The sequence below is a fragment of the Nocardia sp. NPDC051832 genome (assembly GCF_040681285.1).
GTDB lineage: Bacteria > Actinomycetota > Actinomycetes > Mycobacteriales > Mycobacteriaceae > Nocardia.
The window spans coordinates 1,217,765-1,233,095 of sequence record NZ_JBFAYL010000001.1; the positions used below are offsets into that span (position 1 = coordinate 1,217,765).

Genomic DNA, 15,331 nt, shown 5'->3' on the forward strand with positions numbered 1-15,331 from the left:
CGAAACCGCCCGGTGCGCGAACGCACCGGGCGGTTTCGGAACTACGGTTCGGCTCAGCCGATGTGGGCCGACATATCCGGGATCATCCGGTTGGCCTCGGCCTCCCAGTTGGCCCAGTTGTGGATACCGGTGGCCGGGAAGCTGTAGACCACGTTCTGGTAGCCCAGCGTCGCCATGCGCACCTGGAAGGCGCGAGTGTTGACCAGCGCCAGCGCTTCCAGCGGCATGCCCTGGATGACGTCCATCGGGTTGTTGATGTCGCCGGCCTGCGGCAGCGCGCTACCCGCGGCCACCCACAGGCGAGTGTTGTTGTTGCGCAGCTGCGGCGCGAACACGAACGGGTCCATCCGCAACCAGGCCGGGCCCCACGGCGGCGCCATCGCGTCGATGTTGTAGCCGCCGGCGCTGATCATGGCGACGCGCAGCGCCTCACGCATGCCCGGCGCGGAGATGTTCAGGTAGCCGGAGTACGAACCGGCGTAATTGAACTGGTCCGGGTGGTAGGCGGCCAGGGTCAGCGCCGCGGAACCGCCCATCGACAGCCCGAACACGCCGTTGCGCACCGGGCTGAAGCCCAGGCGGTCCCGCAGCGCGTTCTTCAGGTTCTGGGTGAGGAAGGTTTCCCACTTGTAGGTGTTGGCCTTGCCCAGGGTCTCCTGCCAGCCCGAGGAGCCGGTCATCGAGGAGCCCGAGGAGGAACCGGACGGGCCGGAGCCGGTGGCGATGCCCATGAAGGTGCTCGGGCCGTTCCAGTCCGCGTAGAAGCTGGACGGGCCGCCGACCGGCATCACGACGTTGATGTTGGCGTTGGCCAGGGCGGCCGGAATGTTGGTCTCGATCTCCCAGCCGCTGAGGTCGCCGCGGGCGCGCATGCCGTCGAGCACGTAGACCACGCGGTTGGTGTTGCCGTCCGCGGCGCGGATGACGCGCGACTTGATCGGGCCCATGCTGGAGTCGACCCAGAAGTCGAAGGCCGCCGGGTTGAACGCGGCCTGGGCCGGCGCCGCGGCCCCGACCGACGCACTCAGCGGGAGCACCACTGCCAGCGAAACCAGCACCGACTTCTTCAGCCAGCTGCCGGCTCTCCGGACTCTGAGAGGTCGCATATCTATTCGGGGCCTTTCCCTCATCGCGGCCGACTATGGCCGCCTTCGACGATCAGCCCCGCCGGAATCTGCCCACGCAGAGTGGACGCCCCCGACGGGCGCACTTTCATCGACCCTATCGCGCCATCGATGCCTTTGCGTTATCAAAAAGAAATGATTGAGGCGCACGCCACGTTTAGCAACCTTTGTGACGTGCCCTCATGCATAACGGCTATCGCGGCGGATCGGGATAGGGGTTGACCAATCCACAACGCTCGATCTCGTATTTCGGCACCCGATCCATCCGGTACTTCGCGAAGGTCAGCGAGTGCAGCAGGTTGTGCTTCCAGCGCTCCCAGGTGAGCGGATCCCGGTAGGAGATCAGCATCGCCTCGGTCGCCGGGCAGGACATCGCGGTGCGCGCCTGCGCGACCCACTTGTCGTCCAGGTACCAGGGCATCCACGGCTTCACATCGACCATGCCGGACTCGACGATGACCCAGTCCGGGTACAGGGCCTTGTCATGGCCGATACGGCCGTCGACGAGCCGCTCGGTGTGCGCGGCCAGCGGGTAGGCCAGGCCCATCGGATCGATGACGCGCACGTCCAGCGGGACGTTCATGCTCGTCATGCCCAGGTTCAGGAAGAACACCGTGTGCCCGGCGCCGCCCTCGGGAATCGGCAGCGGCGGCGGCGCGACGTACCAGAACATGAACGACGGCGAGTTCAGCAGCACGCCGCCGTTGGGGGTTTCGGCGATGTTCTCGACCATGGCCCGGATGCGCGGGTAGTCGAGGTAGTCCTCGGCCCGGATCGGGTGATCGTGGCCGGTGTTGAGCACGTAGTAGATGCGCTCGTCGACGATGCCGGAAGGCCGGATCACGGTACCGGTCTTGATGGCGGTGGTCCCGGCGGCGAACAGCGCCCAGCCCAGGGTGCCGATCCACGCGATCAGGATGCCGGCCAGCGCCCAGCTGACCCGGCGGCCTGCTTCGGGCAGCCGGATCGGGATGACGGCGACCGGCAGCAGCAGCAGGAACAGCTGCGGCAGCAGCATCCGCCCGTGCATGAAGTCGCCGCCGACGCGCAGCGCGTAGACGGTGAGCAGCAGCCCGGCGGCGATCACCATGGTCACCACCGCGCCCGGCGAGCGCAGCCATTCACGGAACCGCCGCACGGTCCAGCGCTCGCGCTCCCCCGCCTTCGGCTCGCGGCGGGACCGGGCCGCGAGCACGCCGACGACGAGCAGCACCAGCACCGGGATGTACAGGTAGTACGGACCGGCGAAATCCCACAGGTAGGTGAAGCCCTGGCCCCACTTCGCGCCGCCCGCGTCCTTGGCGACGGCGGTGTTCGGATAGGGCAGGCCGTAGTAGCCCATCCGCCAGATCTGGTAGCCCAGCGGCACCAGCCCGGCGATGGCAATGATCAAGCCGCGCACCAGGAACGGCCGGATTCGCGACTCCGGCATCGGCGCCAGGAAGATCATCACCAGGGCCGCCGCGCCGACCAGGGTCATCTCCGGGCGGATCAGCGGCGCCAGCCCGGCCACGAACACCAGAACGAACAGCGCGGGCAGCCGCACCCGCCCGGCCTGCGCCCAGCGCATCATCAGCCACCACAGCAAGCCGATCCAGCCGATGACCAGACCGCTCTCCAGACCGGAGGTGGCGTAGTCGCGCGCCGGCGGCAGCGCGACATAGACCAGCACCCCGGCCGGCAACAGCAGTGCCGACTTGCTGCCGCCCCACAGCCGCGCGGAGCCGAGCATCGCGAAGACGACGGCCAGCACCGACATCGTCAGCGCGATGCCGAGGACCACGTACTCCAGCCGCGCCTGCGTCAGCCAGCTGAAGAACCACACCAGGTAGGTCCACGCCGTGCTGGTGTTGGCTTCCACGCGTTCGCCCGCGTTGAACACCGGTCCGTTGCCCGCGAGCAGGTTGCGGATGGTGCGCAGCACGATCAGGCCGTCGTCGGCGATCCAGCGCCGATTCCAGCCGCCGACCGCGAAAAGCACGGCGGTGAGCACGATCCCACCGACGAAGGTGGCGCGCGATAGCACAGCGAACCGCGAGGCGGAGCGCTCTTCACGCTCCGCCTCGTCTTCGATCCGATCCACTTCCGCGACCAGCATCTCGTCAGGTGAGATAGACAGCGACACCTACCGCTCCGATCAAAGCGATTGCGAGGACCTGCAGGACACGGTCCCCTAGTGCGATTTCTTCGGGCTCACCGGCCTCGCCGCCGTCGACGTCGACCGCATAACGCAGGACTGCGATGGTGAACGGCACCATCGAAATCGCGTACCAGATGGTCTCATTCTTCTCGCCCTGCTGGAACGCCCACAGACCATAGAAGATCACCAGAGCGGTCGCCGAGAGGGTCCAGACGAAACGCAGATAAGTGGGGGTGTAGTACTGCAGCGACTTGCGGATCTTGGCGCCGGTTGCCAGCGCGATCTGCAGTTCGGCGTACCGCTTGCCCGCCGCCATGAACAGCGAACCGAAGGCCATGACCAGTAAGAACCACTGCGACAGATCGATGCCCGCCGCCGCGCCGCCGGCCACCGCGCGCAGCAGGAAGCCCGAGGACACGATGCAGACGTCGAGCACCGCCTGGTGCTTCAGGCCGAAGCAGTAGGCCAGCTGGATCCCGATGTACACCGACATCACGACGGCCAGATGCCAGGACGCCACGAACGAGAGCAGGATCGAGCCGATCAGCAGCACCATGGCCAGCGCGTAGGCCAGATTCACCGGCACCACGCCGGCGGCGATCGGGCGGTAGCGCTTGGTCGGGTGCGCGCGGTCGGCGTCCACGTCCATCGAGTCGTTGACCAGATAGATGCCCGAAGCCGCCATGCAGAACACGACGAACGCGATCGCGACGCTGCCGAGCACGCCGGCATCGCCCACTACGTCGGGGCCCGCGGCCAGCGGCGCGGCCAGCACCAGGACGTTCTTCACCCACTGACGTGGGCGCATCGCCTTGATCACCCCGCCGGCCAATGTCTTCGGCGGACCCTTGACGACCGCTTCGGCTAGGTCCGTGCTGGTCGGCTCTTCGCTCATCTCAGTCTTTTCCTCGGCAGTGGTCACGACTTATCGAGTCTCTTTTCGGCGGCAAGCACTACAGCGGCGGACGCGGCACCGAGTGCGGATCCGGCGAGCACATCGGAGGGATAGTGCACTCCGAGAACGACCCGGGAGAGCAGCATCGGCGGAACGATCACCGCAGGCAAGGGTAGCCCGGTCAGCCTGCCGAGCAACACGGCAGCCGCTGTGGTGGAGGTGGCGTGCGAGGACGGGAAGCTCAGCTTGCTCGGCGTTCCCACGTTGACCTGCACGGACGGATGATTCGGGCGCGGGCGGCGGACCACCCGCTTGATCACGATGGAGGCGGCGTGCGCGCCGACCGCACCGACCGCGACCCCGGCCCACTGCCGGCGGCGCGGCTTGTCGACCAGCCAGCCGGCCGCGGCGATGCCGACCCAGCCCAGCGCATGCTCACCGAAGTGCGACATCGCGCGGGCAGCGGAAACCACCGCCGGGTTGGCGCCGATGCTGGACTGCACCGCGTTCAGGATCGCGACCTCGGGCGGTCGGTTCGCCTCGGCGGCACCGTCTTCGACGCGAAACTCCTCGGGCAGCTCCTCCGCGGAGAAGGTCCCATGCACGGCGTTCACTTCTGATCGCTCCCGTTCTCGAGCCCGAAGGCCCGCTCCCACGCGGCGGTGCTGGTCAGTTCCGGATGCGCGGCACGATAGCGCTTCTGCATTTCCGGGAACCGGGCGGCCAGTTCCTTGCGCAGGCGCAGGGCCTCCTTGAACAGGCCGAGGGCCTGGCGCGGATCCCGCTTGCGGTAGACCACGCCGCGGCCGTCGGCGGTCGTGACGGTGACGCCGTCGACCTGGGACAGCAGGAACCAGCGCGCGTCCAGCGTGGGCACGTTCAGCTGCGGGGTCTGGTGGTGTTCGGTGTGCGCGGGCTTGACGTTGTGCAGCACGCCCTTGGCCAGCCGGACCACCTTGGCGATCGGGTTCGCCGGCTCCCCGACCGCGCCGACGCCGAGATGGCTGGCCAGCGGCAGCTCGGTGGAGGACGGCAGGATCACCGCGTCCGGGAACTGCTTGCGCAGCTCGTGCACCGCGCCCAGCGCGCTGGGCAGCAGCTGGAACAGCCGCTCCGGCCCGGCCAGGAAGTCCTTGATCGCCAGGTTCTGGATCGCGACCGTCGAATACTCCAGGCACAGCAGGTGCTTCAGCGTCGCCTTGACGGTGTTGACGACCATGCCGCGGCCGTTGCCCGGCAGCTGCAGCGAAGCCACCACCAGGCGATTGCGCAGGTGGAAGTAGGCCTGCCAGTCGATGGCGTCGTCCTTGTCGCTCCACGCCATGTGCCAGACCGCCGCGCCGGGCAGCGTGACCGTCGGGTATCCGTGATCGCGTGCGCGCAAGCCGTATTCGACGTCGTCCCACTTCAGGAACAGCGGCAGCGGCTGCCCGATCTCCTCGGCCACCCGGCGCGGGATGACACAGGTCCACCAGCCGTTGAAGTCGACGTCGATGCGCCGGTGCAGCAGCTTGGAGTTGTCGCGATCCTTGAGCGGGTACTTCGAGAAGTCGTGGTCGTACTCGACATTGGGCGCCGAGGACCACATGAAGACGCCGCGGTCGACGACCTCGCCCATGGAGTGCAGGTGCGAGCGCTCCTGCAGGTTCAGCATCTGCCCGCCGACCAGCATCGGGGACTTGGCGAACCGGGAGAAGGCCAGCGCGCGCAGGATCGAATCGGGTTCGATCTCGATGTCGTCGTCCATGTAGACGATGTATTCGGCGTCCGTCGTTTTCAGCGCCTCGTACATGACCCGGCTGTAGCCGCCGGAACCGCCGAGGTTGGGCTGGTTGCGGATGATCAGGCGATCGCCCAAAGTGGCGGCGGCCTCGGTGAATCCGGGCTCGTCGACCACCTTGCGGTTGCCCTGGTCGGCCACGATGACCTTGCTGACGTGCTCCAGCACCAGCGGGTCCGAGCCCAGGGCGGCAAGGGTTTTCACCAGATCGGTGGGCCGGTTGAAGGTCGGCATGCCACAGGCGATGGTGCCCGCGCCCGGCGCTTCGCTGGGGGCGTACCAGCCGCCGGACAGCAGCGTGACCGCCGTGTCGGTGGTGATGTCGAACCAGAGCCAACCGCCGTCCTCGAACGGAGTCAGCTCGGCCTCGAACTCCACGGTGGTGGAATCGGCGCCCGGCGCGACCGCGAACTCGTTGCCCTGCACGTGGATTCGCGAACCATCCGCCTTGGAGCGGTACAGGTCGACGCGGCCGTGCCCGGCCAGTTCCAGCCGTAGCACCACCGACTTCAGAATGCTCCAGCGCCGCCAGTAGCTGGCGGGCAGCGCGTTGAAGTAGGTGCAGAAGGAGACCTCGGACTCCGCGCCGATGGACAGTTCGGTGCGGGTGGAGGCGTGCGCGCGGCGCGCGTTGGTGACCGATTCCTCCAGGTAGAGGGTGCGCACGTCGAGCGGCTCACCCGGGCGCGGCAGGATGATGCGCTGCAGCAGCGAGATCGCGCGGGTCTGGGTCACTTCGTCGATCATCTGCGGGGCACTCATGCGTTGTCCTCGAGCGCCGCACCGGATTCCAGGTGCGGGCGCAGCACGTTGTCGAACATGTTCAGCGCCGAGCCGATCGCCATGTGCATGTCCAGGTACTGGTAGGTGCCCAGGCGGCCACCGAAAAGCACCTTGGCCGAAGCGGTTTCGGCCTTGGCGCGCTCGCGGTAGGCGAGCAGCTTGGCGCGGTCCTCGGGGGTGTTGATCGGGTAGTACGGCTCGTCGCCGGTCTGCGCGAAGCGGGAGTACTCGCGCATGATGACCGTCTTGTCCTGCGGGTACTCGCGCTCCGGGTGGAAGTGACGCGGCTCGATGATGCGGGTGTACGGCACGTCCGCGTCGTTGTAGTTCATCACCGAGGTGCCCTGGTAGTCACCGGTTTCCAGCACTTCGGTCTCGAAATCGATGGTGCGCCAGCCCAGTTCGCCTTCGGCGTAGTCGAAGTAGCGGTCCAGCGGGCCGGTGTAGACGACGGGTGCGTCCGGGTTCTGGGCGCGCAGTTCGTCACGCACGTCGAACCAGTCGGTGTTGACGCGCACCTCGATGAGATCGGAGGCGGCCATGTTGGACAGCCACTTCGTGTAGCCCTCCTTCGGAAGGCCCTCGTAGGTGTCGCTGAAGTACCGGTTGTTGAAGTTGTAGCGGACCGGCAGGCGGGTGATGTTTCCCGCGGGCAGTTCCCTGGGGTCGGTCTGCCACTGCTTGGCGGTGTAATCACGCACGAACGCTTCGTAGAGCGGGCGGCCGATCAGCGAGATGGCCTTTTCCTCGAGGTTCTGCGCGTCCTTGGTCTCGACCTCGGCGGCCTGCTCCGCGATCAGCTGCTTGGCCTCGTCCGGGGTGAAGTAGCGGCCGAAGAACTGGGAGATCAGGCCCAGGCCCATCGGGAACTGGTAGGCCTGACCCTTGTGCATCGCGAAGACGCGGTGGTTGTAGTCGGTGAACTCGGTGAACTGGGTGACGTAATCCCAGACCCGTTTGTTCGAGGTGTGGAACAGGTGCGCACCGTAGACGTGCACCTCGATCCCGGTCTCGGGTTCCGGCTCCGAATACGCGTTGCCACCCAGGTGGTGACGGCGATCGAGGACCAGCACGCGTTTGCCGAGTTGGGTGGCTGCGCGTTCGGCGACGGTCAGGCCGAAGAAGCCCGAACCTACGACGATCAGGTCGAAAGCGGAATTTGCGGAGTTACCGGAGGACGATGCGACGGTCACGGGAGCCCAGAGTATCGGAAGTGCGCAACCCGGCTCGGTGCAGTCAGCACGGGCGCGACTTCGCGGCAGATTTCCCGGGGTGGCAATCGGAATTTCCCGCAGAGTTCGCCGAAACCGGGAGGTGCTGGAAACAGCGCCGCTATTACATGGGCACCGAGCTGAACAACCGTCCAGTTTTTGTGCAGCAAGACAACCGGAGCTCGCCCCATGCGGATCCCCCGCCTCCTCGCCCCGCTGCTCGGGGCGCTTACCCTGACCTGTGTGCTCGGCACCGCGACACTCGTTCCCGCCGCACCCGCGCACGCCGAAACCACCGGCACCCTGGCCGCGACCCCGATCAGCGACGGTTGCGAGACCGGCGCGCCCAGCTTCGACGCCGTGGTCACGGCCGCGGCCACGGCGCTGCGCGGGCAGGTGCCCGCCACCCAGCTGACCGCGTTCGACCAGCAGGTCAGCGACTTTCGCGAGCGCATCGCCGCGATCCGGGTGCATCGCGACGGGCTCCCCGTCGACCCGGCCGTGGTCGGCGCCCGGCCCGATTTCCTGGACGACCCGATCGTCACCTACGTGGTCAACGGCCTGGACGCGGTCCGCACCGGGCGCATCCACAGCACGCTGTCGGTGTCGCAACTGACGGTGAACGACGCCCTCGAGATTTTCGTGCTGGCTACCCGGATCGTGAAGATTCCGGCCCAGCTCACCGCCAGCCTGGTGCCCTCGGTTGGCATTCTGCTCAAACCGATCACCGGCGCCCTCTTCAATGGGGTGAAGTCGATGACTCGCGCGTTGCAGAACCACATCGCCGCTCAGTGCGCCGCGCCCAGTGCGTACGCGCCGCTCGATCTGGGGGCACCGGTGTTCGAAAAAGTCGACCTTCCGGCGCCTTTGGTGGACCTCGCCAATTCGCTGGTGAACGCGAACGAATCCTGCACTCCGCTGGCCGACCTCCGCACCCGCGAGCTGATCGAGCGCACCCGCGCGTACCTGAACGCCACCGATCTGCCGCTGGACCGGGCCGCCATGAACGCCGGCGCCGACAGCCTGCAGGCCTTCCTCGCCGGCAACCGCGTCACCGAACTCCTGCTGCTGCGCCGCACCGAGGAACTCGGCCCGCTGGTCGGCGCCGCCGACTACGGCCCGATCACCCTGCTGGCCAACCTCGGCTTCAGCGTCTACGAGGGCAAAGCGCTGAACACAGTGCCGCTGTCGGAGATTCAGGTCGAGAATGCCTTCGACCTGGCGATTCTGTCCCTCGACGTGACCAGTCTGCTGCTATCCCTCGGGAACATGGCGCTCGGCTTCACCGGCGTGGCGTCCGCGGTCACCACGCCGCTGTCCATCGTGCAGACCCTGGCCTTCGCGCCGACGACCTACGGTGCGCCGATCATCCGCGGAGTCCTGCAATCCATGTGCGCGGCCTAGGTCAGGCGGCGAAACCGAGCTCGAGCTCGAGGAGATCAGAAGTAGGTGAGCACGGCGGCGTCGAACTCCTCGGAGGACGGCGCCGCACTGGGCGGCTGGTAACCCGCGGCGCGCACGTGCCGCAAGAACTCCTCCGGCACCGGGAAGTGGTACTTGCTCAGGTAGTGGATCGAATCCACCCGCCAGATCCACTGCCCATCCGAATGCAACGACGACGCGCTCGAGATCTGCGTGGCCGGATCGAACACATCCGCCACCACGTCGAGCACATCGAAAACCGCCGGCGCCGACCGCATATACTCCAGCACCGCCTCCCAATCCGAGAGCTGCTGCCCCGCACTCTGTTCCCGCAACGACGGCAGCTCCGGCTTGCTCGCGTACATCTCGCGATACATCCCCACCGGTCGCAGCGTGAACGTCTGCGACGCACTCCCCTGCGCGCCAACGCCCTGCTGCGGCTGATTCGGCTGACCGTACATCGCCGGCTGCCCATACGGGTCGGGCTGCCCAAAAGGCGGCTGGCCATTCGGATCCGGCTGACCGGATCCCGGCTGGCTGTATGGGCTCGGCTGCCCGAACCCAGCCGGGGCGTACGGATCCGGCTGACCCGGCCCAGGCTGACCGTAGGGGGCGGGTTGACCGAACCTGGCCTGGGCGTACGGATCCGGCTGGCCGAACGGGTTCGGCTGTCCGAACCCGGGCTGGGCGTAGGGGTCGGGCTGACCGTAGGGCGCTTGGCCATAACCCGGGGTTTGGCCGAAAGGCTGCTGGCCATAAGGCATGTGGCCGTACGGGTCCGGCTGACCGTAGGGCGGTGCGCCGTATGGCGCGGGCCCGGCTTCGAACCAGCGCGCGGTGGACGGCGCGATGGCGCATCCGAAGACCGCGCCCGCGAACAACAGGCTGATCCCGGACGCGATGCCGACGGAGACGATGCCGACCAAGCTGAGCACCACGGTCACCCCGGAGATGCCGAGCAGAATCATCCGGCCGGCCGGTTTGCGCTGGAACACCATGACCGCACCGAGCACCCACGTCGCCGCGATGGCGGCGAGGACGATCGCGAAAACCAGGGAGACGACGTTGCCCCGCATCCCCATCGCGCCCAAGCCGAATATGCTCGCGAACCCGGTGTAGGCCCCGATGAAGCAGGCCAGCCCGGCGGCGGTTTTCGCCGTCGCGCCACTGATCGGCGGCGGATACCCGTAACCCCCTGGGCCATACGGATAGTTCATCGAGCTCCCCCTAGTGATCGCCGATCAGTACCGTGGCGGATAGTGCTGCTGCCCATAGGGATTCGCGGGCGGCGCGACCGGCTGACCGTAGGGCGCCTGGCCGTAGGGGGCGGCGGGCTGGCCGTACGGACCGGCCGGCGCGCCATAGGGCCCGGGCATCGCGCGACCGGGGGCGGTCGCGAGCCAGCGGGTCGTCGAGGAGGCGAGGCAGAGGCCGATGATCAGCGCCGCGATCAGCAGGCCGATCCAGCTGGTCGCGGAGTTGACGCCGTACTTGGCGGCGTTGATCCCGCCCACCAGGTTCAGCAGGCCGCCGATGCCGGCCACGGCGAGCAGGATCACCCGGCCCGCTTGCTTGCGCATCAGCATCAGCGCGCCGCCGAGCGCCCACAGGACCGCGATCAGCAGGCCGACGATCGCCAGGAAGTAGAGGAATCCGGTGTCGGCCCCGGCCGAACTTCCGGTGTACTTGCTCAGGCTCTTGGTCGCGTCTTCCAGTCTGCTGATGGCGCTGAAGGACATGACGGCGCCGATCAGGCCGAGCGCGGCGAGCAGTAGAGCCAGCCCACCGGCCGCCTTGGCGGTGCCGCCGGTTTCCATCCCCGGGTAACCGCCGGGCGCGCCGTACGGCCCGGGCTGCGGGTAGGGATGCTGCGGGTAGCCGCCGGGCTGCGGCCCATACGGATTCGGCTGATACCCGCCGCCCGGTGTCCCTTGCGGCCCATACGGATAACTCATCGGGTCCTCCCCCTCTGACGCAGTGTTTCCGCGAACCCTACCGGCCGGGCCCGACCCCCCGCATAACGAATCCTTGGGCAGCACAAAGGCGCCCGCACTGGGTGTGCGGGCGCCTCGGTAGATCAGCTACGTCAGTCCGCCTGGGACTGGGCGTAGGCCTTCATGGCATCACGGACGAATTCCGCGGTGCCGGCGCCATGAACGTCGTAGTTGGCGCGGAAACGGTCGTCGGAGACATACATTTCGCCGATGCAGGCGAACTCCTCCAGCGGGAAGTGCTTGCCGCCCCGGCCGTTGCTCATCCAGGCGCGGTGCCGGGCGGAGATGGCCAGGACCTCGGCGCTGTCCGGGGCCAGCCCGGAGCTGGAAGCATTGCCGTAGGCAGCGGAGATGTCCTGTGCCTCTTGCATGAACGCCTGCTTGCCCGCGTCGTCCAGCGAACTCCACCACTTGTCGCTGTCGGCGTAGGCCTCTTCGCCCCAGCGCTCGATCACCTCATCCTTGTACTGGGTGTGATCGTACTGGGTGTGATCGAACCCGTCGAAAACTTCAGTAGCCACGAGCTTTTCGCCTCTTTCCGTCTTGTGGAGCGTGGTCAATACCGAGTCGATCTGGCGCCGGATCCGGCCCTGTTCCTGCCGTAGCAATTTCAGGTGCGTGCGCAGGGCAGTGGCCGTATCCTGCTCTCCGGCGAGTACTTCAGCGATGGCCGGAAGGCCGAGGCCGAGTTCTCGCAGCAGCAGGATACGCTGCAACCGCAGGAGAGAATCTTGGTCGTAGTAGCGGTACCCGTTGGCGCCGGTCCGGCTGGGCCGTAACAGCCCGAGCTGGCCGTAGTGGCGTAGCGTGCGGCTGGTGGTCCCGGCCGCCTTCGCCAGATCGTGGATGGACCATTCGCCGGTGCGGAATGCCGTACTCATGACCTGTTCTCCTTCCTGTTTCTCGTCGGTGAAACCAGTCTGCAAGTTGACGTAACGTCAAGGTCAAGGCATTAACGCTATTTGGCTGAAACCGCTCCTACCAGCATGCCCGCCGGGCGTGGCGACGTAACCGGCCCGGCGATCCGGATCCGCGCGGTGGTCTGTCCGAGCAGGGTGCCGCCGAGCGCCACGGCCATGCCGAACACCTGCACCGGGGTCAGCGCCTGCCCCAGCGCGACCCACCCGATCACCGCGGCCGACACCGGCGACAGCAGGCCGAGGAACGCGACCGAGGTGGCGGCCACCTTCGAGATTCCGCGCAGCCACAGCCAGTAGGCGACGGCCGTGCCGATGACGCCGAGGTACAGGTAGCCACCGATGGCCGCACCGTCCAGCGCGGGCGGCGCGCCTTCGATGAACAGCGCGAGCGGGGCGATGAACAGGCCGCCCGCAGTGAGCTGCCAGCCGGTCATGCCGAGCAGGCTGACGCCCTCGGGACGCCCCCAGCGCTTGGTGAAGATGGTGCCCAGCGCCATCGACGCGGCGCCCGCGAGTCCGGCCACTACGCCGACCGCGTCGAGTTGCGCCGTGCTTTGCAGCACCACCAGCGACACGCCCGCGACGCCCACTATCGCCGCGAGTGCCTTACGCGTGGTGATCTTTTCGGCGAGAACCAGTGTCGCGAAGCCGAGCGCGAACATCGGCGCCACCGCGCCGAGCACGCCGGCGACGCCGCCGGGCAGCCGGTAGGCGGCCAGGAACAGCAGCGGGAAGAACGCTCCGATATTGAGCACCCCGAGTACCGCGGCGCGGCCGATCCACGCGCCGTGCGGCAGCGTTCGGGTGAAGGCCAGCAAGATCAGGCCGGCGGGCAGGGCGCGCATGAGGGCGGTGAACAGCGGGCGGTCCGGCGGCAGGAACTCCGTGGTGACCGCGTAGGTGGAACCCCAGACGATCGGGGTGAGGGCGGTGAGCGCGAGGGTGCCGGCGGGTGAGCCGATGCGCGCTGCGGGGGTTGTCATGATGTTCGCTCCTCATTGATAATCTCAACGTTGAAATATCTACTCGCTCTGGTGTCTCATCGTCAAGTAGATGAACGTTAAGATTTTTAAGACCGAGAGGAGCCGCCGATGACCGACGCGATCGACCTCATCGCCGCGCAGTGGGAACGCGAGCGCCCGGACGTGGACGTCAGCCCGATGGCGGTGATCGGCCGGATCACCCGGCTCGCGACGCTGCTGGACATCGAGCTCAAGAAATTCTTCGCCGGGCACGACCTGGAGTTCTGGGAGTTCGACGTGCTCGCCACGCTGCGCCGTTCCGGCGACGACAGCGGCCTGACCGCGGGCGCGCTGAACCGTGCCGCGATGCGCACCTCCGGCGCGATCACCAATCGCGTCGACCGCCTCACCGCCCGCGGCCTGGTGCGGCGCGCCGCCTGCCCCGGGGACCGCCGCGCGATCCGCGTGCAGCTCACCCCCGAAGGCCGCGCGCTCGTCGACAAGGTGCTGCCGCTGCACATGGCCAACGAGCAGCGCCTGCTCGAGTCGCTCGGCGCCGGCAATCGAGCCCAGCTGGCCAATCTGCTGCGCGATCTGGCCGAATCCCTGGGCGACACCACCCTGGACTGACTCGCGCCTGGCCGGTTCTGCCCGGGCTACTCACCTGAAGCGGAAACACCCTCCGGGACAATCGGTTCCGGATCACCGGTTGATCCGAGTGACGGCTCGACGGGAGCGGACTCGGCCACGGCGTCCTGATCCGCCAGCGGCGCAACGGGTTCCGGCTCGGCGGGCTGCGCTGCCGAATCCCCGGATGGGATAGGCACATTCGGCGTCCCGCGCGGCGTGGGCGTGGCGGCGGTGCGCGGCGGCACGGTACCGCCGACGGGCCCGGATTCGAGGGCGATAGCGCCGGGGACCAGCTGTTCGAGCGTGCTGAAGTCGACGACCTGCGCGCCCAGGGACGGCGTCTCGGCGATGACGCCGTTGGTGAACACGCGGTAGTTGCCGACGCCGCGCGGCATCGGCAGTTCCGGGCCGAGGGCCGCGCCGAGAGAGCCGGAATCGCCGCCCAGCCGCCGGTACTCCTGATCGATCGGCGACAGCATGCCCGCCGCGTCGACCATCGGTTCCGGAATGTGCCCGATACCGAGCTCGGCGGGGGTCGGGCCGACGTCGAAGGTCTGGATGTCGGCGGGTCCGCCGCCGTCGGGGGCCGAGGAGTATTCCGAACGCAGGATCCGCCCATCGCGCAGCAGCACCGTGCCCGCGGTGGCGTGGACGGCCTCGGTGGCGCGCGGGTCTTCGATGACGGTGCCGGCATAGACCTGGCAGGCGGTGGTGTCGCAGGTCTGGGCGTAGGGGTAGCGAGATTCGGCGAGCGCGTAGGACCGCGCGGCGATGGCCTGCGCGCGCAACGCCTCGCGCGCGCCCTTGTCGGCCCAGTTCGCCTGCATTTCGGCGGGGACGACGCCGAGCAGATAGTCCTCGACGTCCACCCGGTTGACCGTGCGCGCCACGCCGTCCTCGGTGGCCAGGCCCAGCGCGCCGCGATATCCGGTGCCATTGCACAGCATGAGGTGTTCGGCCGCGGGCCGGCCCGGTTCGGGGTCGAGCGGATAGACCCACGGATCCTCGGTTTCGGTCTGCCACAGCACTTCTCCGTCACATCCGACGGTCACGACGACATTCGCGCCGCCCTCGGGCAGCGCGGTCAGATGCGCGACTTCGCCGGGGCCGAGCACCCGTCCGGCAACTCGCAGTCCGGCGTCGGCGTAAGTGTCGAGGGTGGAGTCGTCCTGGGTCATCAGCCGCACCGCGAGGGTGGTCGGCGGGATGACGCCCAGCGTCGCGCCCGGGTAGTAGTGCTCGAGAATGCGCTCGGCGGCCCACCCCTGTACCGCGTTCTCGAAGGCGCCGTGCTGACTCATGCCGCGGCCGTGTCCTGGCCCGGCCAGCTGTCTATACGCGGCAGGCAGATCTACGCAGTTCAGAATGGTTCCGACCAGTGCGGCCGCGCAGCCGGTGACCAGCAGCGGACGCCATGTTCCGGTCAGTGCGGAGGGGCGGATCCGGCGTCGGCGGGACATCTTCCACAGG

Annotated in this window: 13 protein-coding genes; 2 read left to right on the forward strand and 11 right to left on the reverse strand. The window is 67.9% G+C overall.

Annotated elements, in window-relative coordinates; translation table 11 throughout:
• Window positions 1-53: 53 nt before the first annotated feature.
• The 6 genes from AB0M14_RS05355 to glf form a co-directional block, all read right to left on the reverse strand.
• Window positions 54-1,106 carry an alpha/beta hydrolase family protein gene (locus AB0M14_RS05355; protein ID WP_364989033.1) on the reverse strand — a complete coding sequence of 351 codons (1,053 nt, stop codon included), beginning with the start codon at window positions 1,104-1,106 and terminating at the stop codon, window positions 54-56.
• A gap of 211 nt (window positions 1,107-1,317) precedes the next feature.
• Window positions 1,318-3,222, reverse strand: coding sequence for a flagellar motor control protein ZomB (gene zomB, locus AB0M14_RS05360; RefSeq protein ID WP_364991326.1), 1,905 nt, complete (start codon window positions 3,220-3,222; stop codon window positions 1,318-1,320).
• Between the two features lie 4 nt (window positions 3,223-3,226).
• On the reverse strand, window positions 3,227-4,159 hold the full coding sequence (locus AB0M14_RS05365; RefSeq protein ID WP_364989035.1) for a decaprenyl-phosphate phosphoribosyltransferase: 933 nt from the start codon (window positions 4,157-4,159) through the stop codon (window positions 3,227-3,229).
• A 23-nt stretch (window positions 4,160-4,182) separates the two neighbouring features.
• Window positions 4,183-4,737 (reverse strand): phosphatase PAP2 family protein, encoded by a 555-nt coding sequence (locus AB0M14_RS05370; RefSeq protein ID WP_364991329.1) that lies wholly within the window; start codon window positions 4,735-4,737, stop codon window positions 4,183-4,185.
• A gap of 32 nt (window positions 4,738-4,769) precedes the next feature.
• A complete protein-coding gene (locus AB0M14_RS05375) occupies window positions 4,770-6,701 on the reverse strand; it encodes a glycosyltransferase (protein ID WP_364989038.1) in 1,932 nt (643 codons plus the stop codon).
• Window positions 6,698-7,915: a UDP-galactopyranose mutase gene (glf, locus tag AB0M14_RS05380; protein WP_364989040.1), complete on the reverse strand. Its 1,218-nt coding sequence runs from the start codon at window positions 7,913-7,915 to the stop codon at window positions 6,698-6,700. The genes AB0M14_RS05375 and glf overlap by 4 nt, the downstream gene beginning before the upstream one ends.
• 207 nt (window positions 7,916-8,122) lie before the next feature.
• Here glf and AB0M14_RS05385 point away from each other — a divergent pair, with 207 nt between their 5' ends.
• On the forward strand, window positions 8,123-9,337 hold the full coding sequence (locus AB0M14_RS05385) for a hypothetical protein (protein ID WP_364989043.1): 1,215 nt from the start codon (window positions 8,123-8,125) through the stop codon (window positions 9,335-9,337).
• A 35-nt stretch (window positions 9,338-9,372) separates the two neighbouring features.
• Here AB0M14_RS05385 and AB0M14_RS05390 read toward each other — a convergent pair whose 3' ends face one another.
• From AB0M14_RS05390 to AB0M14_RS05405, 4 genes are all read right to left on the reverse strand, one after another.
• A complete protein-coding gene (locus AB0M14_RS05390; RefSeq protein WP_364989045.1) occupies window positions 9,373-10,572 on the reverse strand; it encodes a hypothetical protein in 1,200 nt (399 codons plus the stop codon).
• A gap of 24 nt (window positions 10,573-10,596) precedes the next feature.
• Window positions 10,597-11,310 carry a hypothetical protein gene (locus tag AB0M14_RS05395; protein WP_364989047.1) on the reverse strand — a complete coding sequence of 238 codons (714 nt, stop codon included), beginning with the start codon at window positions 11,308-11,310 and terminating at the stop codon, window positions 10,597-10,599.
• Window positions 11,311-11,441: 131 nt separating this feature from the next.
• Window positions 11,442-12,230, reverse strand: coding sequence for a TipAS antibiotic-recognition domain-containing protein (locus AB0M14_RS05400; protein WP_364989049.1), 789 nt, complete (start codon window positions 12,228-12,230; stop codon window positions 11,442-11,444).
• A gap of 77 nt (window positions 12,231-12,307) precedes the next feature.
• On the reverse strand, window positions 12,308-13,252 hold the full coding sequence (locus AB0M14_RS05405; RefSeq protein WP_364989051.1) for an EamA family transporter: 945 nt from the start codon (window positions 13,250-13,252) through the stop codon (window positions 12,308-12,310).
• Between the two features lie 108 nt (window positions 13,253-13,360).
• Here AB0M14_RS05405 and AB0M14_RS05410 point away from each other — a divergent pair, with 108 nt between their 5' ends.
• Complete coding sequence (locus AB0M14_RS05410) at window positions 13,361-13,861, forward strand: MarR family transcriptional regulator (protein WP_364989054.1); 501 nt, start codon at window positions 13,361-13,363, stop codon at window positions 13,859-13,861.
• Window positions 13,862-13,887: 26 nt separating this feature from the next.
• Here AB0M14_RS05410 and AB0M14_RS05415 read toward each other — a convergent pair whose 3' ends face one another.
• Window positions 13,888-15,321 (reverse strand): SpoIID/LytB domain-containing protein, encoded by a 1,434-nt coding sequence (locus tag AB0M14_RS05415; protein WP_364989056.1) that lies wholly within the window; start codon window positions 15,319-15,321, stop codon window positions 13,888-13,890.
• Between the last annotated feature and the right edge of the window lie 10 nt (window positions 15,322-15,331).